The organism is Paenisporosarcina sp. HGH0030 (genome assembly GCF_000411295.1).
Taxonomy (GTDB): Bacteria; Bacillota; Bacilli; order Bacillales_A; family Planococcaceae; genus Paenisporosarcina.
Genome location: NZ_KE150421.1, coordinates 885,328 through 903,262, shown reverse-complemented (window position 1 = coordinate 903,262; position 17,935 = coordinate 885,328). Strand labels below are relative to the sequence as shown.

Genomic DNA, 17,935 nt, shown 5'->3' with positions numbered 1-17,935 from the left:
ATGACGATGAAGTGGAAAAACCAATTAACAGGGATGAAACCATATCAACCAGGACGTTCAATCGATGAAGTGAAAAAGATCTATGGCTTAGATCATATCGTGAAGCTCGCTTCGAATGAAAACCCTTTTGGAACATCTCCAAAAGTCCGTGAATTCCTGGAAAACCAAGCGATAAATCATGCCATTTATCCAGATGGATACGCAAGTGGTTTACGTCATGCTTTGGCAGAAACGGTAGGTGTGGCAGAAGAACAATTGTTATTTGGAAATGGATCGGATGAAATTATCATGATGATTTCTCGTGCTTTGCTTCAGCCAGGAGTTAATACTGTCATGGCAATTCCTACTTTCCCACAATATCGACATAATGCGGTGATTGAGGGTGCAGAGGTTCGTGAAGTTCAATTGAAAGACGGGGCTCATGACCTGGAAGAAATGGTTCGCCAAATCGATGAAAAAACAGCAATCGTTTGGTTGTGTTCTCCAAATAATCCGACAGGTACGCTAATCAATCATCAGCAGATGGAACAATTCATTCAAAAAGTTCCCGAAGAAGTACTTATAGTGATTGACGAAGCCTATTACGAATTCGTAACTGACCCCGCATACAAAGAATCCGTTGATCTCTTAAAAGATCATGGCAATGTCATTATTTTGCGAACGTTTTCGAAAGCATATGGACTTGCAGGTTTTCGAGTCGGTTATGCAGTGGCACAAAAGGAACTGATTGCTCGTCTGGATCCGGTCCGTGAACCATTCAACAATACAGTAATCAGTCAAGGCGCTGCATTGACGGCACTTCAAGATACGGCATTTCTTAAGGAATGTATTATCAAAAACGAATTAGGAAAACAGCAATTTAATGAATATGCCACAAAACATGACCTACATATGTATCCCACTCAAGGAAACTTTGTACTTCTTCAAGTAAAAGCTGACGCCGATACAGTATTTGAAGGTCTCCTTAAAAAAGGCTTTATTATCCGTAGTGGAAATGCACTTGGAACACCGGGATATATTCGAATCACTATAGGTACGACTCAACAAAATGATGCATTCTTAAAAGCGTTGGCGGATGTTTTAAAAGAATTAGAGGTATTTGCATGACAACGCATGTTCTAATCGTAGGTCTGGGTTTAATTGGTGGTTCATTGGCATTGGCCATTCAAAAGAATCCTGAAGTGAAAGTAATTGGCTTTGATTCAGACTCACACACCGTTCGTAAAGCCAAAAAATTAGGTGTCATTCATGACATGGCACTCAGTATAAAAGATTCTGCAAGAATGGCAGATATCATTGTATTTGCGACTCCAGTCAATGCCACGCTTCAGTTAATGAACGAAGCACAGCATTGGCAGCTTAAAAAAGGTGTCATCCTTACAGATACCGGCAGTACAAAGAAAATCATCATGGAAAAAGCAAAATCACTTAAAAAACTTGGCCTTACATTTATTGGAGGACATCCAATGGCCGGTTCACACAAAAGTGGTGTTGAAGCAGCGAAGGCTCATTTATTTGAAAATGCCTACTACATGCTTACTCCATTGGAACAGGAAGATGAAGAAAAAATTCATACCCTTGAAATGTTGTTGCAACCGACAAAGGGGAAGATTCTCCGAGTCTCTGCGTCTGAACACGATCATATGACCGCTGTAGTCAGTCATTTTCCACATTTGGTCGCTGCGTCCTTGGTTCACCAATTATCCAGTGAGAATGAAGAATTTCCCTTCACTCGCCAATTGGCAGCAGGTGGTTTTCGGGATATCACACGGATTGCTTCATCGAATCCTGTGATGTGGAGAGATATAACCATTCAAAATCGAATCGAATTGGTCAATCAATTGACAAAATGGCAAAAAGAAATGGACACAGTAAAAACGTTGCTTATGGAAGCGGAACCTTCAAATATAGAGCACTACTTTTCAAGAGCCAAATACGTCAGAGATGAATTGCCGATTACTTCACAAGGCGCCATGTATTCTGTATTTGATCTGTATGTGGATGTTCCTGATTATCCTGGTGTCATTTCTGAAATAACAGGACTTCTGGCAAAACACATGATCAGCATTACAAACTTGCGAATTGTTGAAACGAGGGAAGATGTTTTTGGGATTTTGGTCATCAGCTTTCAGACAATCGAAGACCGAAATAAAGCGGGCGGTTGTATTGCAAATGAAACAATCTACGAAACGTATATATCATAGAGTGAGTCTGCTCTCTTTCCGCGGACGAATGGCAAGCCTCCTCGGGCCAACATGATGTTGGTCACCCACATGAGCGTTAAGCATGAGACCAACGCTTACGCAAATGTACGATTAACTAAATCGTTTAAGATAGTCTATAAAGAGAGAGTATAGCTTCTCAAATCTGCGAAGAAAAAAGATGAATTTATACTGAGCAATTATTATCCAATAAGAATATAAGGATGTGAATGGATTGAAGGACTCCATAAAATTACAAGCAGAGCAAGTAGCCCTTCGTGGAACAGTTAGAGTTCCTGGAGACAAATCAATTTCTCATCGCTCTATCATGTTCGGGGCAATGGCAAAAGGTAAAACAACGGTTAATGGTTTTTTGCTTGGAGATGATTGTTTAAGTACAATTTCCTGTTTTCAAAAATTAGGTGTCGATATTCAAGTGAATGGCAATCAGGTTACGATTACGAGCGATGGGATGGAAAGTTGGAAAGAACCTTCTGAAATTTTGGACACAGGAAATTCTGGGACAACTACTCGTTTAATGCTTGGAATATTAGCCGGATCTAACGTTCACAGCGTTCTTGTAGGGGATGAATCAATCGCTAAAAGACCGATGAAGCGTGTAATCGAACCTTTAAGGCAAATGGGTGCACAAATCTCTGGCAGAAGTGGGGGGCAGTTCACTCCACTTGCAATACAAGGCACTGAGTTGACTGCAATAGACTACACTATGCCTGTTGCCAGCGCGCAAGTAAAATCAGCCATCCTTCTTGCTGGTCTTCAAGCGAATGGTGTGACGACAGTACGGGAATCAGAAGTTTCACGAGACCATACCGAGCGTATGTTACGCCAATTTGGTGCTGACATCACTTGTCAGGATGGAGTCATTCAACTCCAGGGTGGTCAAAAGCTTTCTGCAACACATATTGAAGTGCCAGGAGATATATCCTCAGCTGCATTCTTTTTGGTGGCAGGAGCAATTGCGAAAGACAGTAGCATCCACTTGGAACATGTCGGTTTAAATCCAACACGCACCGGCATTCTCGATGTGTTGCAACAAATGGGAGCCAAGTTGGATGTTGAATTGGAAAACGGCGGGGATGAAGAGCCAATAGGACGTCTGTCGATACAATCTTCACAGCTCAAAGGCATTGAAATCGGCGGAGAGTTAATTCCCCGCTTGATTGATGAAATTCCAATCATTGCATTACTGGCGACCCAAGCTCAGGGTACGACGGTGATTAAAGATGCAGAGGAATTAAAAGTAAAAGAAACAGACCGCATTACAGCAGTTGTAGATGAGTTAAAGAAATTAGGTGCCGATATCGAGGCTACCGAAGACGGAATGGTCATAAATGGTCCTGTTACTCTTACAGGAGGGGTTCTACAGTCTTATGGAGACCATCGCATCGGAATGATGGGCGCAATCGCTTCAGTGATTTCGACAGGACCTATCGAAATTGAACATGCTTCGTGCATTTCTGTATCTTACCCCAACTTCTTTGATCATTTGCGAAATGTGTCAACTTGTGAAACTCTCCGCTAGCGGGGAGTTTTTTCTTGTGAATGGGGTAGTCGTGATGTAGCATATGGTATGAATAGAAAGAGAACGGGTGATGGAGATGGAAATAAGTCAACAATTTATTGAAGCGATTGAAGCGGGCGATTTGCAGACCATACAGTCTTTAATCGAAACATTGCAACTTTCAGGGGAACCTGATGCTCAATATGAGATTGCAAATATGCTAGTTCAAGCTGGATATTTAAAAGAAGGTGAACAAATACTGGAACACCTTCAGTTTTTGTTTCCAAAAGAAGCGCAAATCAAGATTGATAGAGCACAGATACTCATGGAAATTGACGAGGAAGATGAAGCCTTACTTTTGCTGACAAGCATTGAAGAGCATGAGGAAGAATATCCACAAGCATTACTGAGTCTAGCTGATTATTATCAAATGCAGGGGTTTTACGAATCGGCAGAGCAAAAAATCAACCAAGCACTCGCACTATTGCCGGGAGAGCCTTTATTGATTTTTGCCAAAGCGGAACTTTTACTTGAAACAGGAAAGTATCTCGAAGCTGCACGACTATATGAAAACTTAAAAACCACAACAGATGAAATTGCCGGGGTACGTTTATCCGAACGTTTAGCGGAAGTTTACAGTGCTGGAGCGGCATATGAAGATGCCATTCCTTTTTACGAAGAATCACTGTCAAACCATGTTACGCCAGATTTACTTTTTGGTTATGCTTATGCCGCATTCCAAGCGGGGCAGTATGATTTATCGGTTCGTAAACTGAACGAAGTAAAGACATTGGACCCAGACTATTTCTCTGCACACTTGCTCCTGTCGCAAGCCTATAGCATGCTTGAAGACCATGAACAAGCATACCAGGCAATTCTAGAAGGATTAAGTCGTGATGAATATGATAAGGAATTGTATTTATTTGCCGGCAAAATGGCCTTGAAACTAGGTAAAGTGATAGAAGCTGAACAGCATTTGCGTCAGGCAATCGCACTGGACCCAGAATATATGGAAGCGACGTTGACTCTAGTGTCATATTTACACGCAGAAGAACGCGATCAGGATGTCATTGAATTGATTGAGATCATTTCAAATAATCAAGATGATTGGTCTGCGTTATACCCATTTGCGGCTGATGCCTATGCGAAAGAAGAAAATTTTGAACGTGCATACGATTTTTATTCTTTGGCATATACTGATCATAAGGAAGACCCGTTGTTCATGGAAAAATACGTTTATTTTCTGCTGGAAGAAGGAAAACGTGATGAAGCCCTAGAAATAGGTAGACAATTAGTTCTTTTACAACCTCATGAAGAAAGATGGCAAGACCTGATTGAATCATTGTCGTGAAAGGAGGAGTAGTATGACCGCATCTGTTTCTGTGATGGAAAAGAAAGAATTTGTGCGTTGGTTTTTGAAACGATATCAAATGAAACGACGAGAATGCGTATGGATCCTCAATTATTTGTTAAGTCATGATGATTTACTCCAAAAAGTACATTTTGTAGAAGAAGCACATTACTGCCCAAGAGCGATGGTTATGTCTGTTACAGAGTCGAATGGCGTGCCTTTTCGCTTTTACAAAGGAAATTTAATGACTGCAGATGCCGAGAAATCATTTCACGACTTACGTTTAAATCCAAATGAAGACATGTTTATTCAGTTGAATTTTCCAAATGTACCACCAAGTTCAGAGTATTTGGCGGTTTTGGAAGAAAATCCATTTATGCCGAAATACCTGCATATTAACGACAAAGATCGTCTTATAGCTGAAGAAGTGCTTAAAGTCAGCATGAATTCATTTAGAGAAGAACATATATTGAAACAAATTGATGAAGCTTTGGACGCCAATGATAAAGAACGATTTTTTGAATTGTCTAAATTGCTACAAGGGATGAAAGAATCATCCAAATCTTAACTTCATCGTATATGCGATGAAGTTTTTTGTTGAGAGGAAATGAAGATATGTACTGGAACTCAAAAGATATAAATGTATTTTTAGAACAGAAAGAATTTGTTGATACAGCCGTAATCCCTTTGTTACTAATCGATGGACAAGCCAGCCAACTGAAACAAAATGCATCAAGCGCTGAATTTTTGATGTCTCTTACCGCTTTTATCGAAAATCAATTTAAAGGACGAGTGGTGTTAATGCCACCGATATCGTATACGAAGCGTTCCAATAGGCAACAATTAGGGAATGAATGGACGGAAACATTGAATGAAGCGGGCTTTAAGCACTTGTTTTTTGTTTCATGCGATATGACGTGGGGAAATGAAGTAAGTGAATTAAACGTTATTTATACGCCTTCTATACCACTTGAACACATGGACCAGAAATTGCGTCAATCCGTTCTGGAAGATCAATTGAGACAAATAATTCCGGTATTTGCAAATCGCTGGGAATAGGCAGTTCAATAAGCTTCAAGAAATGTTCACAAAGTAGATGTTCGCAACTAAAGGAATATTGACCTCCGTTTTTTATTGAGCTATCATAGAACTGTCCTAGTTTTACTATTTTTTGTATAAGTATGTCCGTTGGACTGACCTTTAAAGTTAGAGGGGGGAAAAGGATGAGTAACAATCGTGTATCAAGACGTCAATTCCTAAACTACACACTAACCGGTGTTGGTGGGTTTATGGCTGCAGGTATGTTAATGCCGATGGTTCGTTTTGCAATCGATCCAGTATTGCAAAAAGCTGGAGGCGGAGACTTTGTACCAACTGATAAAAAAGTGGCTGATATCACTGATGTGCCGGAACGCGTAGACTTTTCATTTGAACAAGTAGATGCATGGTATACATCTGAAGTCACAAGCACTGCATGGGTTTACAAAAAGGGCGACAAAATTATCGCGCTATCTCCAGTATGTAAACATTTAGGTTGTACGGTAAACTGGGCAGGTAGCCCGGATCACCCGGACCAATTCTTCTGTCCATGTCACGGTGGTCGATATGAGAAGAATGGTAAGAACGTACCAAAAACACCACCTCTAGGTCCGTTGGATGAGTTCGAAGTACGTGTGAAAGATGGTCTTTTACAAATCGGTAAAACACGACCAAATACATTAGTTTAAAGTAAGGGGGTACGACGTCAGTGCTAAATAAGATTTATGATTGGGTGGATGAACGTCTGGATATTACTCCTATTTGGCGTGATATTGCAGATCATGAAGTTCCAGAGCACGTTAACCCTGCACATCATTTTTCAGCATTCGTTTATTGTTTCGGGGGCTTAACGTTCTTCGTCACTGTGATTCAAATTCTTTCGGGTATGTTTTTAACAATGTACTATACGCCAGATATTGAAAATGCATGGAAATCCGTTTACTACTTACAAAACGAAGTAGCATTCGGTGAAATTGTGCGTGGTATGCATCACTGGGGAGCTTCACTTGTAATCGTTATGATTTTCCTTCATACATTACGTGTATTCTTTACAGGTTCTTATAAAAAACCTCGTGAACTTAACTGGGTTGTCGGCGTATTGATTTTAGGCGTCATGTTAGGTTTAGGATTCACGGGTTACCTACTTCCTTGGGACATGAAAGCGTTGTTTGCAACGAAAGTAGGTATTGAAATTGCTGCATCCGTGCCATTTATCGGAGGAGCTATTAAAACCTTGTTAGCCGGCGATGAACACATTCTCGGTGCACAAACGCTAACACGATTCTTTGCGATTCATGTATTCTTCTTACCAGCTGCTTTGCTTGGGTTGCTTGCAGCACACTTTATCATGATTCGTAAACAAGGTATTTCAGGACCGTTGTAAAAAAACAGCGTCTTTGATGATTTCTAAAAGGAGGGGACAATATGCATCGCGGAAAAGGGATGAAATTTGTCGGGGATTCTCGTGTACCTGCTAATCGCAAACCGAATATTCCAAAAGACTATTCCGAGTATCCGGGTAAAACAGAAGCTTTCTGGCCAAACTTTTTATTGAAAGAATGGTTGGTTGGTTCCGTTTTCTTAATTGGTTATTTAATCTTGACTGTTGCACATCCATCACCACTTGAACGCCAAGCGGATCCAACAGATACAGGTTACATTCCACTACCGGACTGGTATTTCTTGTTCTTATATCAATTGTTAAAATATGAATTTGCTTCTGGTCCATACAATGTTATCGGAGCAATCGTTATTCCAGGACTTGCGTTTGGTGCACTAATGCTTGCACCATTCTTGGACAAAGGTCCAGAACGTCGTCCATTTAAACGTCCTTTACCAACGGCATTTATGCTACTTGCATTGGCATCAATGATTTACCTTACTTGGGAATCAGTGGTCAACCATGACTGGGAAGCAGCAAAAGCTCAAGGTGAAATTCGTGAAGAAGCACAATTCGACACAGAAGCGGAAGGGTATAAAATTTACTCTGAAGCATCTTGTATAGGCTGTCACGGTAATGCATTTGAAGGTGGTATCGGTCCATCTTTAGCAGCTACTGATAAAACGGCTGAAGAAATTATGGAAATCGCGAAAAATGGTAAAGGTACAATGCCAGCTGGCTCGTTCAAAGGTACTGAAGAAGAATTAAAAGAGTTAGCTACATTCATTGATGAGTTAACACCATAATTGATTTTAAAAAGAGAGTCAGGAAACTGGCTCTTTTTTTGTACATAAAGGAGTCGTAGGAAGTGAATACTTTACTTACTCAAATTAAATTCATATTATTTCATAAATCATTCATGTGGTTGTTGCTCATCGTAAATATTTTAGGAACTGCTTATGGGTATTACTGGTATGGGTGGCAACTTGCAATAACGGATCCGATTTTCTTGATTTTCGTACCCGATAGTCCCACAGCCAGCTTATTTTTCTCAATTGCTCTATTTGGATGGCTGATTAATCGAAATTTCAAGCTTATTGAAGCTCTCGCTTTGATTACGCTCGTAAAATATGGATTATGGGCAGTAGTAATGAACATTTGGACACAATTTGAAGGGAGTCCAATTGGTGCGGTCGGATGGATGTTGATTGCGAGTCATTTTGCGATGGCCTTACAAGCAGTACTATATATACCTAACTATAAATTCACGTGGAAACATATTTTGATAGCATCGATCTGGACGTTACATAATGATGTTATTGACTATGTCTTTGGACAAATGCCAATTTATCGTAGCTTGAGCGAACATTTTCAGGCAATCGGCTATTTTACATTCTGGTTATCAATCGCTTGTATATTACTTGCGATTAAGGTCACTAAATCGTCACCACTTTAGCAGCCTAAATAGTTGCTCATTTATTGCAGGGCAGATAAAATAAGTGGTAGATAGAAAATAGGGAGATGATCCATTTGGGTTTTTTGATATATTTTGCCGTATTATTATTGTTACCAATTTACGCGCAATATAAAGTAAAGAGTACCTATAAAAAATACTCAAAAGTACGTTCTACATCTGGGATGACTGGTGCTCAGGTAGCACGTTTAATTTTAGATCAAAACGGTTTACAAGATGTTAAAGTGGTTGAAAGTCGCGGTTACTTGAGCGATCACTACAATCCTATGACGAAAATTGTCGCATTATCTTCGCACAATTATCATGAAGCTTCAGTCGCTGGTACTGCAATTGCTGCCCATGAAGTTGGACATGCGATTCAGCATAAAGAAGCTTATTCATTTTTGAAATTCCGCCACATGTTAGTACCTGTAGCAAACTTCTCTTCAAATGCATCATGGATTTTCGTGATGATCGGGATTTTTGCAAGCATGTCCAATATGTTGTTATTGGGAATTGTTTTGTTAGCCGTAGGGTTATTGTTCCAAATTGTTACATTGCCAGTAGAATTCAATGCTTCAAGCCGTGCCATGACTCAAATCGTTACTCTCGGAGTCATCCGTAACGAAGAAGAAAAACATGCACGTAAAGTATTGAATGCCGCTGCTATGACGTACGTTGCTGCAGCTGCTGTAGGGGTTCTTGAGTTGTTACGTTTAGTGTTAATTTATACAGGCATGAGCCGAGACGAATAGAATCAAAAAAAACTCACGTGCATGATTGACATGCCACGTGAGTTTTTTATATCCCAACTAACTTATATCATTTGCTTAATCCAGTGGACGTTTTTGTTCATCCAACGTAAATCCTTCGCCCATAACGTCATGTACTTCAGTCATTGAAACAAAGGCATGGGGATCTATGGATGTGATGATGCTTTTTAAGCGGACAATTTCGTTCTTACCTACCACACAATACAAGACTTCACGGTCAGATTTAGTAAAATGTCCAAAACCTCTTAATACGGTTACGCCTCGTTCCATATCGTTTGCGATTCGATCTGCAATCTCACTTTGGAATTCCGAAATAATAAATGCACCACGTGCTGCATAAGCACCTTCCTGCACAAAATCAATCACCCGCGCTCCAATAAAGACCGCCACTAACGTATACATCATGGAACGTGAATCCAAGAATGTTAACCAGGAAAGTAGAATGACCGCTGCATCAAACATGAACATCGTTTTTCCCATACTCCAGCCAAAGTATTTATGCGCCAGTCTGGCAATGATATCCACGCCTCCTGTCGTGCCGCCATATCTGAAAATGATACCAAGCCCCACGCCAACAAAAACTCCTGCAAAAAGGGCAGCGAGGAACAAATCATCTTGTATATGTATATTGATTTCATAGATTTGAAAAATCTTTAAAAATACTGATACGGAGACAGTCCCGATGATTGTATATACAAATACTTTTTGCCCTAGAAGGCGCCACCCCAGAATAAACATGGGAATATTAAGTAGCAAATTCATTAAAGCTGGATCTAGTTTGAATGCAAAAAATAATATTAAGGTGATTCCACTAAATCCACCCTCACCAAGCTCGTTTTGAATGTTAAAATGAACAAAACCAAAGCTGAATATTGCTGCTCCTAACATAATGAAAAATATATTTTTAAACTTAATGCCTTTCAACACTGAAACACCCCATTTTCTGAAAAAGAATCCTTCGCTATTATCATTCATTTTTAGTATTTTGACAACATCATTCCTTATTATTAGGATAAGGATAGGAGCGTGAAAAGAATGACGAATGAGAAAACTATTCAAACTTTGCAAAAAGAAGTCGACGATTATATTGGGAAATTTAAAGAAGGTTATTTTCCTCCCTTTGAAATGCTTGCACGAATGACTGAAGAACTAGGTGAATTGGCAAGGGAAGTTCAACATGTGCATGGTATAAAGAAGAAAAAATTGACTGAAGCAAAAAAGAGCATGGAAGAAGAATTAGGCGATTTGCTGTTCGTTCTTATCTGTTTTGCCAATTCTGAGAACATTGATATGCAACGAGCACATGACCGTGTAATGGACAAATTTAACTCAAGAGATAAAAATCGTTGGACGTTAAAGGAGGAAGAATAATGATTCGAGTTGCTATAGGTGGACCACGAGGCAAAATGGGACAAGAAGCTGTACATACTATCATGAATAATGAGAATATGGAATTAGTGGCAGTACTTGATCATAAAGAAATAGGAGATCTATTAAGTGAGTCTCCAGAATTTCCTGCAGGCTATGATGTACCCGTATTTTTGAATCTAGATAGTCTGATCTCAGCAATCAGACCAGATGTTTTCTTGGACTTGACTACACCCCATCAAGTCTTTGAACACACGACGATGTGTTTGCAAAATGATGTAAGACCAGTAATCGGCACAACAGGGTTTAGCGAAGCACAACTAGAGTTATGCACGAAAATTGCAAAGGATAATGAATTAGGTTGCATTATTGCACCTAATTTTGCGATAGGTGCCGTATTGATGATGAAATTCGCATCCATGGCTGCTGCTTATTTTCCGGATGTTGAAATCATTGAGATGCACCATGATCAAAAACTAGATGCCCCATCTGGTACAGCTTATAAAACAGCTCAAATGATTGCGGAAGTACGACCAGCACATAAACAAGGACATCCATTAGAGGAAGAAACGTTGCCAGGTGCAAGAGGTGCATCCTATGATGGAATACCAATACATAGCGTAAGACTACCTGGAATGGTAGCTCACCAACAAGTTATGTTTGGTGGAGATGGGCAGCTGTTCACACTGCGACATGATTCTTTCAATCGACAATCTTTTATGTCTGGCGTTACATTTTCTATAAACCAGGTGATGGATTTAAAAGAACTTGTGTACGGACTCGAAAACATTTTATAAATGATAGGATGCGAACCTCATGAAAATAGCTTTAATTGCGCATGACCGTAAAAAAGATGATCTGATCCAGTTTGTGACTGCTTATCGTGACATTTTGGATGAGCATGAACTCTACGCTACAGGAACCACGGGACAACGGATTATCGATGAAACAGGTTTAGCCGTAATCCGTTTTCAGTCGGGTCCACTTGGAGGCGACCAGCAAATAGGTGCCATGGTTGCAAAAAATGAAATGGATATGATTATATTCTTCCGTGATCCGTTGACTGCCCAACCTCATGAGCCTGATGTGACTGCGTTGATTCGATTATGTGATGTGTATCAAATTCCTTTGGCTACCAATATGGGCACTGCAGAAGTTTTATTAAAAGGTCTGCAAAAAGGCTTTATTGATTGGCGATTACTACAAGAAAGACGTTCTTAAGAAAGGAAGTGGTTTCATGAAGAAATTGAAAATTGGCATCACCTGCTATCCAACAGTAGGGGGGTCAGGAGTAATCGCAACTGAACTGGGGAAGCTCCTTGCAGAGCGTGGTCATGAAATTCATTTCATTACTTCCAGCATGCCTTTTCGGTTAAATCGCATGGTTCCAAATATTTTCTTTCATCAAGTGGAAGTAAACAGTTATTCTGTCTTTCAATATGCTCCTTACGATATCGCCCTGGCGAGTAAAATGGCTGAAGTGGTCCAAAAAGAAAACTTAGACATACTGCATGTGCATTATGCTATTCCACATGCGGTATGTGCAGTGCTGGCACGTGACATGGCCGCACAAAATGTGGGAATCGTGACAACATTGCATGGTACAGATATTAGTGTTTTGGGTTACGATTCATCTCTTACAGGTGCCATCCGCTATGGAATTGAAAAATCAGATGTGGTAACGGCAGTTTCCAATTCATTGAAGGAAGAAACGTATCAATTAATACAACCATCTCAGACGATTGAAACCATCTATAATTTTGTTGATGAACGCGAATATGTTCCATCTAAATCAACGAATGTAAAGTCTTATTTCAATATTCATGAGGATGAAAAGGTAGTCATTCATGTTTCGAATTTCCGAAAGGTGAAGCATGTTGAAGATGTTGTTTCAAGTTTTGCTTATATACGAAAAGAAATGCCATCTAAATTACTTCTTGTCGGAGATGGGCCTGAAATGAATAACATCATTAAACAAGTCGATTCCTTGGGATTACAAAATGATGTGCTGTTTTTAGGAAAACAGAATAATGTGTCTGAATTGTACTCTATAAGTGATTTGAAATTACTTCTGTCGGAAAAGGAAGCGTTCGGGTTGGTATTATTAGAAGCAATGGCCTGTGGAGTACCTTGTATCGGCACAAATGTAGGCGGAATACCAGAAGTAATAGACCACGGAGAAAATGGCTACATTGTCCCTTTAAACGATGTTGAAGCAGTGGCATGTAATGCTTTGAAGATATTAAAGAATAATGACTTACATAAACGCATGAGAAATGCTTCCATTGAAGCGGTGTCTCGAAAATTCCATTCTTCAATCATCGTGAACCAATACGAAAAACTGTACGAGAAAGTGGTTCGTCAATATGTTAACAACTGAACATTGGCAAGCTGGTACAGCAATTATAAAAAAGCTGAAAGAAAATGGATATGAAGCCGTATTTGTTGGAGGAGCAGTGCGCGATTTTTTGCGTCAAAAAGAAGCCAATGATATCGACATCGCTTCCAGCGCTTTACCAGAACAAGTAAAAAAAATATTCAAACGGACGGTCGATGTCGGACTTGCCCATGGAACTATCCTTGTTCTCGAAAGTCATATTCCCATTGAAGTCACAACATTTAGGAGCGACGGGGAATATGCAGATTACCGAAGACCAACGGATGTAAAGTTTGTCCTGTCTCTCGAAGAAGATTTGAAGCGTAGAGACTTCACAATGAACGCACTAGCCATGACTGAAAGTTTTCAGATTATCGATTTGTTCGATGGAAGACTTGATTTAGAAAACCGAATCATTCGAACTGTCGGCAATCCTACTGATCGTTTTCAGGAAGATGCTCTACGTATGCTAAGAGCTGTACGTTTCAGTGCTCAGCTCGGTTTTACAATTGACGACAAATCGTTGGAAGCCATCCAATTTTGCGCGGAAAATCTTACATATGTATCTGTTGAACGAGTGACTGCTGAACTTGAAAAAATGTGGGATAGCTCGAACTTACAAAATGGAATGAGCTATCTCGTCACAAGCAAATTGTCCGATCAATTGCCAGGAGGTTTCCCATTCCAACATGAAAAATGGGCGCAACTAGGAAATCCTCGCAACAGCTTGATATGTTGGTCCTTTCTTTGTTTATTGCAGGAAACCTCATCTGTGTCCGAACTGACCAGAACGTTTAAATTATCGAATGAATCGAAACAACAAATTGGTCAACTGGTTAAAGCCACTCAAATTCGATTTGAACGTTTGTTTACGAGAGATGACCTATACTCTTTTAATGAAGATATTCTTATCAAGGCGGAGAGCCTCGTTCATGTATTGAGAGATAAGATCCCACCGATGCCAATCGATACAATAATAAAACTCAAGCGTTCCTTACCAATTCAATCAAAAGCTGATCTTGTCATTTCAGGGAAAGACTTGATGGATTGGTTTAGCAAGCGTGGTGGTCCTTGGCTCAAAGAAGCATTGGCAGAGATTGAAATGGCTGTGCTTCATAAAAAAGTAGTGAATGATGCTACCAAAATAAAGGAATGGATAATGAATGAATCCAACAGTGAAATATGAAATTAAGAAACGTTTATTATCTGCAAAGGGTCAGCCTGTCTCGGGCCAACAATTAGCAGATGAATTTGGATTATCTCGAACAGCTATTTGGAAACATATTAAGGAACTTGAAGAAGAAGGATTTGTGATTAATTCCATTAAGAAAAAAGGATATGTATTGACATCCTCTCCAGACTCATTGCAAGCCGCCAAAATTAATCAGTATTTGACATCCAAACGGTTTGGCCAGTCAATTCATTATGAAGAAACTTGCCCTTCGACTCAGCCTATCGCCCATCGACTTGCACAATCGGGAGCACCTGATGGCTCGATTGTCGTTTGTGAAGAACAAACGGCAGGAAAAGGTCGTTTGGCACGAGCATGGACCTCTACTCAAGGAAAAGGCATTTGGATGAGTATAATCATTCGACCGGAAATACCGCCTACAAAAGCACCGCAGTTCACGTTGGTTGCAGCAGTAGCAGTCACAAGAGCCATAGAAGATATAGCAGGCATTCGCGCAGAGATTAAATGGCCGAATGACCTATTAATAAATGGGAAGAAATGTACTGGAATATTGACAGAGCTCCAGGCCGACATGGACCGTGTTCATGCCATCATTTTGGGAATCGGAGTGAATGTTAACCAGTTAGAAACAGATTTCCCTGAAGAAATACAATCGATCGCCACTTCCATTCAAATGGTTTCTGGACAACCAGTCGATCGTGCTCAACTGATTGCACGAATTTTGCATCATTTAGAAATTTATACAGATTTATATATAACGCACGGTTTTGAGCCATTGAAGATCCTATGGGAAAGTTATTCGTGCACACTCGGTAAACGAATAAAAGCGAGCATGATTAATCAGCAAATTGAAGGCTTGGCTCTCGGCATTACAAATGATGGGGTATTACAAGTCAAAACCGACGATGGTCAGATTCACGGAATTTACTCTGCTGATATCGAAATACAAAATTAAGAAAAGTAAATCAAGATGGAATGTGCAATTTATTTCTGTTATAGTAAAAGCGAAGGGCAGTATCTTTGTAGAACTGCACCTGATGAATACAAGAAGATCTTTATAAATTTAATAATTCTGCCTTGATCTTAATCGACAGGGACGGAGGAAACCAATTACTTATCCTACGCAACCCTTCTGTCCATTCCTGGTCAGTAGGGTTTTTATTTTGGTTTTCTCTCCGAAGAGAGGAGCTAGGAAATGAAAACGACGACCGATTTTATTAATATGAAAAAAGAGAACGATAAAATTATTATGTTAACTGCTTATGACTATCCATCTGCAAAAATTGCAGAAAGTGCAGGCGTTGAAATTTTGCTTGTGGGAGATTCCCTGGGCATGGTTGTGCTTGGATATGATTCGACGATTCCTGTCACAATGGAAGATATGATTCATCATGGAAAAGCAACAAGACGCGGTGCAAAAGATACCTTCCTTGTAGTGGATATGCCATTTGGAACCTACCACGGGACAACGGACACTACACTTTCGAATGCCATTCGCCTTTTCCAGGAAACAAATGCACAAGCACTGAAAATTGAAGGTGCGGATGAAATGATCGACGTCATCCGTTTATTGTCACGTACTGGTATTCCCGTAGTGGCTCATCTTGGGTTGCTTCCACAATCTGCAAGCGTATCAGGTGGCTATAAAGTACAAGGGAAAACTGCGGAAGCTGCTCAAAAACTAATTGAAGATGCCAAGGCATGTGAAGCGGCAGGTGCCATTATGGTAGTTCTGGAATGTATTCCTTACCAACTCGCTAAAACAATCACAGAATCTTTGACGATTCCTGTCATCGGCATTGGGGCTGGCGCTGAAACGGATGGTCAGGTTCTAGTATTCCATGACACCGTGACTTATGGTAGCCATCATATGCCTAAGTTTGTTAAAGCTTATGCGAGTGCAGGCAAAGAAATTGAAGACGGCTTGACACAATATGTTGATGAAGTGAAATCTGGTGAATTTCCAGCAGTTGAACACCGATTCACAATGAAAGATGAAGAATTCCAACAGTTATACGGAGGAAAACAATGATTCAAGTTCAGTTAATCAACGATCTAAAAGAAAACGTAAAAGCAGCGAAACAAGCCGGTAAAAGCATCGGCTTTGTGCCAACGATGGGCTTTTTGCATGAAGGGCATATGTCTTTAGTTAAACATGCAAGAGAAGAAAATGACTTTGTGATCATGAGTATTTTTGTCAATCCTGCACAATTTGGTCCGAATGAGGATTTGGACAGATATCCCCGAGATTTAGAAAGGGATACGAAAATGGCCGTTGAGGCAGGAGTCGATTTGTTGTTCTTCCCGCAAGCGGAAGAAATGTATCCGCAAGATGGCGGAATTACAATCCGTGCAGGTGCTCAAGCTGATGTTCTTTGTGGTGCTTCAAGACCTGGACATTTTGATGGTGTCTTGAAAGTTGTCACAAAGCTTTTCCATCTAGTTGAGCCGACTAAAGTATATTTTGGCCAAAAAGATGCTCAGCAACTAGCTATCATTGAAACGTATGTAAGAGATTATAATTTCCCTCTCGAAGTTCGCAGAGTCCCAACAGTTAGGGAAGAGGACGGTTTAGCTAAAAGTTCAAGAAATGTATTCTTAAGTGAAAAAGAACGTGTCGAAGCGCCACTTATCCAACAAGCGATACAAATGGGACTGGAAGATTATCAAAAGAACCAGGATGCCGAGAAAGCTACATTAGTAACCATACAACACATCGAAAATGGCACGTCTGGGAATATTGATTATGTGGAACTGTTGAGCTATCCCTACCTGACAAATAATTTATCAAATAACAAGTCCATTATTTTAGCGGTAGCTGTCTTTTTCGAAAAAGCACGGCTGATCGATAATTTAATTTTGAACAATAAAGGAGAATAATCCATGTTACGAATGATGTTAAATTCAAAAATTCACCGCGCTGTCGTGACCGAAGCGGATTTAAATTATGTAGGCAGTATCACTATCGATCAAAATCTTTTGGATGCAGTCGGTATGCTGCCAAATGAAAAAGTGCATATCGTAAACAACAATAACGGTGCACGTTTTGAAACGTATATCATTGCCGGCGAAAGAGGCAGTGGAGTTATTTGTGTTAATGGAGCAGCTGCCCGTCTTGTTCAAAAAGGCGACGTCGTCATTATTTTGTCGTATGCATACGTGATGAACGATGAAGCAAAAGAACATAAACCAACTGTTGCCATCATGGGTGAGAATAATTCAATTCGTGAAATCATCAGCTACGAACCTGAAGCAACAGTAATGTAAGTAAAAACTGTA

Annotated in this window: 21 protein-coding genes; 20 read left to right on the top strand and 1 reads right to left on the bottom strand. The window is 40.1% G+C overall.

The genetic code is table 11. From position 1 onward, the window contains the following. Nucleotides 1-6: 6 nt before the first annotated feature. The 11 genes from hisC (at nt 7) to HMPREF1210_RS04380 (ending at nt 9,701) form a co-directional block, all read left to right on the top strand. Nucleotides 7-1,107 (top strand): histidinol-phosphate transaminase, encoded by a 1,101-nt coding sequence (gene hisC / locus HMPREF1210_RS04430; RefSeq protein ID WP_036659712.1) that lies wholly within the window; start codon nt 7-9, stop codon nt 1,105-1,107. Continuing rightward, the gene (locus HMPREF1210_RS04425) at nt 1,104-2,204 is read left to right on the top strand and encodes a prephenate dehydrogenase (protein ID WP_016427410.1); all 1,101 of its coding nucleotides are present in this window, start codon (nt 1,104-1,106) and stop codon (nt 2,202-2,204) included. Before hisC ends, HMPREF1210_RS04425 begins: the two co-directional genes overlap by 4 nt. 232 nt (nt 2,205-2,436) lie before the next feature. Beyond that, nucleotides 2,437-3,744: a 3-phosphoshikimate 1-carboxyvinyltransferase gene (gene aroA, locus HMPREF1210_RS04420; protein WP_016427409.1), complete on the top strand. Its 1,308-nt coding sequence runs from the start codon at nt 2,437-2,439 to the stop codon at nt 3,742-3,744. A gap of 70 nt (nt 3,745-3,814) precedes the next feature. Then, the gene (locus HMPREF1210_RS04415; RefSeq protein WP_016427408.1) at nt 3,815-5,074 is read left to right on the top strand and encodes a tetratricopeptide repeat protein; all 1,260 of its coding nucleotides are present in this window, start codon (nt 3,815-3,817) and stop codon (nt 5,072-5,074) included. A 13-nt stretch (nt 5,075-5,087) separates the two neighbouring features. After that, the gene (locus tag HMPREF1210_RS04410; RefSeq protein ID WP_016427407.1) at nt 5,088-5,642 is read left to right on the top strand and encodes a ReoY family proteolytic degradation factor; all 555 of its coding nucleotides are present in this window, start codon (nt 5,088-5,090) and stop codon (nt 5,640-5,642) included. 47 nt (nt 5,643-5,689) lie between these two features. Beyond that, nucleotides 5,690-6,133 (top strand): YpiF family protein, encoded by a 444-nt coding sequence (locus HMPREF1210_RS04405; RefSeq protein ID WP_016427406.1) that lies wholly within the window; start codon nt 5,690-5,692, stop codon nt 6,131-6,133. A 164-nt stretch (nt 6,134-6,297) separates the two neighbouring features. Beyond that, nucleotides 6,298-6,801 (top strand): ubiquinol-cytochrome c reductase iron-sulfur subunit, encoded by a 504-nt coding sequence (locus HMPREF1210_RS04400; protein WP_016427405.1) that lies wholly within the window; start codon nt 6,298-6,300, stop codon nt 6,799-6,801. A gap of 20 nt (nt 6,802-6,821) precedes the next feature. Next, nucleotides 6,822-7,496 carry a menaquinol-cytochrome c reductase cytochrome b subunit gene (qcrB, locus tag HMPREF1210_RS04395; protein WP_016427404.1) on the top strand — a complete coding sequence of 225 codons (675 nt, stop codon included), beginning with the start codon at nt 6,822-6,824 and terminating at the stop codon, nt 7,494-7,496. A 41-nt stretch (nt 7,497-7,537) separates the two neighbouring features. Further along, complete coding sequence (locus tag HMPREF1210_RS04390) at nt 7,538-8,299, top strand: menaquinol-cytochrome c reductase cytochrome b/c subunit (protein ID WP_016427403.1); 762 nt, start codon at nt 7,538-7,540, stop codon at nt 8,297-8,299. Between the two features lie 62 nt (nt 8,300-8,361). Continuing rightward, nucleotides 8,362-8,949: a DUF1405 domain-containing protein gene (locus tag HMPREF1210_RS04385; RefSeq protein WP_016427402.1), complete on the top strand. Its 588-nt coding sequence runs from the start codon at nt 8,362-8,364 to the stop codon at nt 8,947-8,949. 65 nt (nt 8,950-9,014) lie between these two features. Further along, a complete protein-coding gene (locus tag HMPREF1210_RS04380) occupies nt 9,015-9,701 on the top strand; it encodes a zinc metallopeptidase (protein WP_036659379.1) in 687 nt (228 codons plus the stop codon). Between the two features lie 75 nt (nt 9,702-9,776). On the opposite strand, the gene HMPREF1210_RS04375 is transcribed toward HMPREF1210_RS04380, so the two are convergent. After that, nucleotides 9,777-10,646 (bottom strand): YitT family protein, encoded by an 870-nt coding sequence (locus HMPREF1210_RS04375; RefSeq protein ID WP_036659377.1) that lies wholly within the window; start codon nt 10,644-10,646, stop codon nt 9,777-9,779. 108 nt (nt 10,647-10,754) lie between these two features. Here HMPREF1210_RS04375 and HMPREF1210_RS04370 point away from each other — a divergent pair, with 108 nt between their 5' ends. From HMPREF1210_RS04370 to panD, 9 genes are all read left to right on the top strand, one after another. Next, on the top strand, nt 10,755-11,090 hold the full coding sequence (locus HMPREF1210_RS04370; RefSeq protein WP_016427399.1) for a nucleotide pyrophosphohydrolase: 336 nt from the start codon (nt 10,755-10,757) through the stop codon (nt 11,088-11,090). Then, nucleotides 11,087-11,884, top strand: a complete 798-nt coding sequence (gene dapB / locus HMPREF1210_RS04365) for a 4-hydroxy-tetrahydrodipicolinate reductase (RefSeq protein WP_304412219.1) — start codon at nt 11,087-11,089, stop codon at nt 11,882-11,884. Before HMPREF1210_RS04370 ends, dapB begins: the two co-directional genes overlap by 4 nt. Nucleotides 11,885-11,903: 19 nt before the next feature. Then, the gene (gene mgsA, locus HMPREF1210_RS04360; protein ID WP_016427397.1) at nt 11,904-12,308 is read left to right on the top strand and encodes a methylglyoxal synthase; all 405 of its coding nucleotides are present in this window, start codon (nt 11,904-11,906) and stop codon (nt 12,306-12,308) included. A gap of 16 nt (nt 12,309-12,324) precedes the next feature. Continuing rightward, on the top strand, nt 12,325-13,467 hold the full coding sequence (gene bshA / locus HMPREF1210_RS04355) for an N-acetyl-alpha-D-glucosaminyl L-malate synthase BshA (RefSeq protein ID WP_016427396.1): 1,143 nt from the start codon (nt 12,325-12,327) through the stop codon (nt 13,465-13,467). Then, a complete protein-coding gene (locus HMPREF1210_RS04350; protein ID WP_016427395.1) occupies nt 13,454-14,650 on the top strand; it encodes a CCA tRNA nucleotidyltransferase in 1,197 nt (398 codons plus the stop codon). Before bshA ends, HMPREF1210_RS04350 begins: the two co-directional genes overlap by 14 nt. After that, on the top strand, nt 14,628-15,611 hold the full coding sequence (locus HMPREF1210_RS04345) for a biotin--[acetyl-CoA-carboxylase] ligase (RefSeq protein ID WP_016427394.1): 984 nt from the start codon (nt 14,628-14,630) through the stop codon (nt 15,609-15,611). The genes HMPREF1210_RS04350 and HMPREF1210_RS04345 overlap by 23 nt, the downstream gene beginning before the upstream one ends. Nucleotides 15,612-15,851: 240 nt before the next feature. Further along, entirely contained in the window at nt 15,852-16,688 is an 837-nt protein-coding gene (panB, locus tag HMPREF1210_RS04340) for a 3-methyl-2-oxobutanoate hydroxymethyltransferase (protein ID WP_016427393.1), read from the top strand. Then, nucleotides 16,685-17,536 carry a pantoate--beta-alanine ligase gene (panC, locus tag HMPREF1210_RS04335; protein WP_016427392.1) on the top strand — a complete coding sequence of 284 codons (852 nt, stop codon included), beginning with the start codon at nt 16,685-16,687 and terminating at the stop codon, nt 17,534-17,536. The genes panB and panC overlap by 4 nt, the downstream gene beginning before the upstream one ends. Nucleotides 17,537-17,539: 3 nt before the next feature. Beyond that, nucleotides 17,540-17,923: an aspartate 1-decarboxylase gene (panD, locus tag HMPREF1210_RS04330; RefSeq protein WP_016427391.1), complete on the top strand. Its 384-nt coding sequence runs from the start codon at nt 17,540-17,542 to the stop codon at nt 17,921-17,923. Nucleotides 17,924-17,935 lie beyond the last annotated feature (12 nt).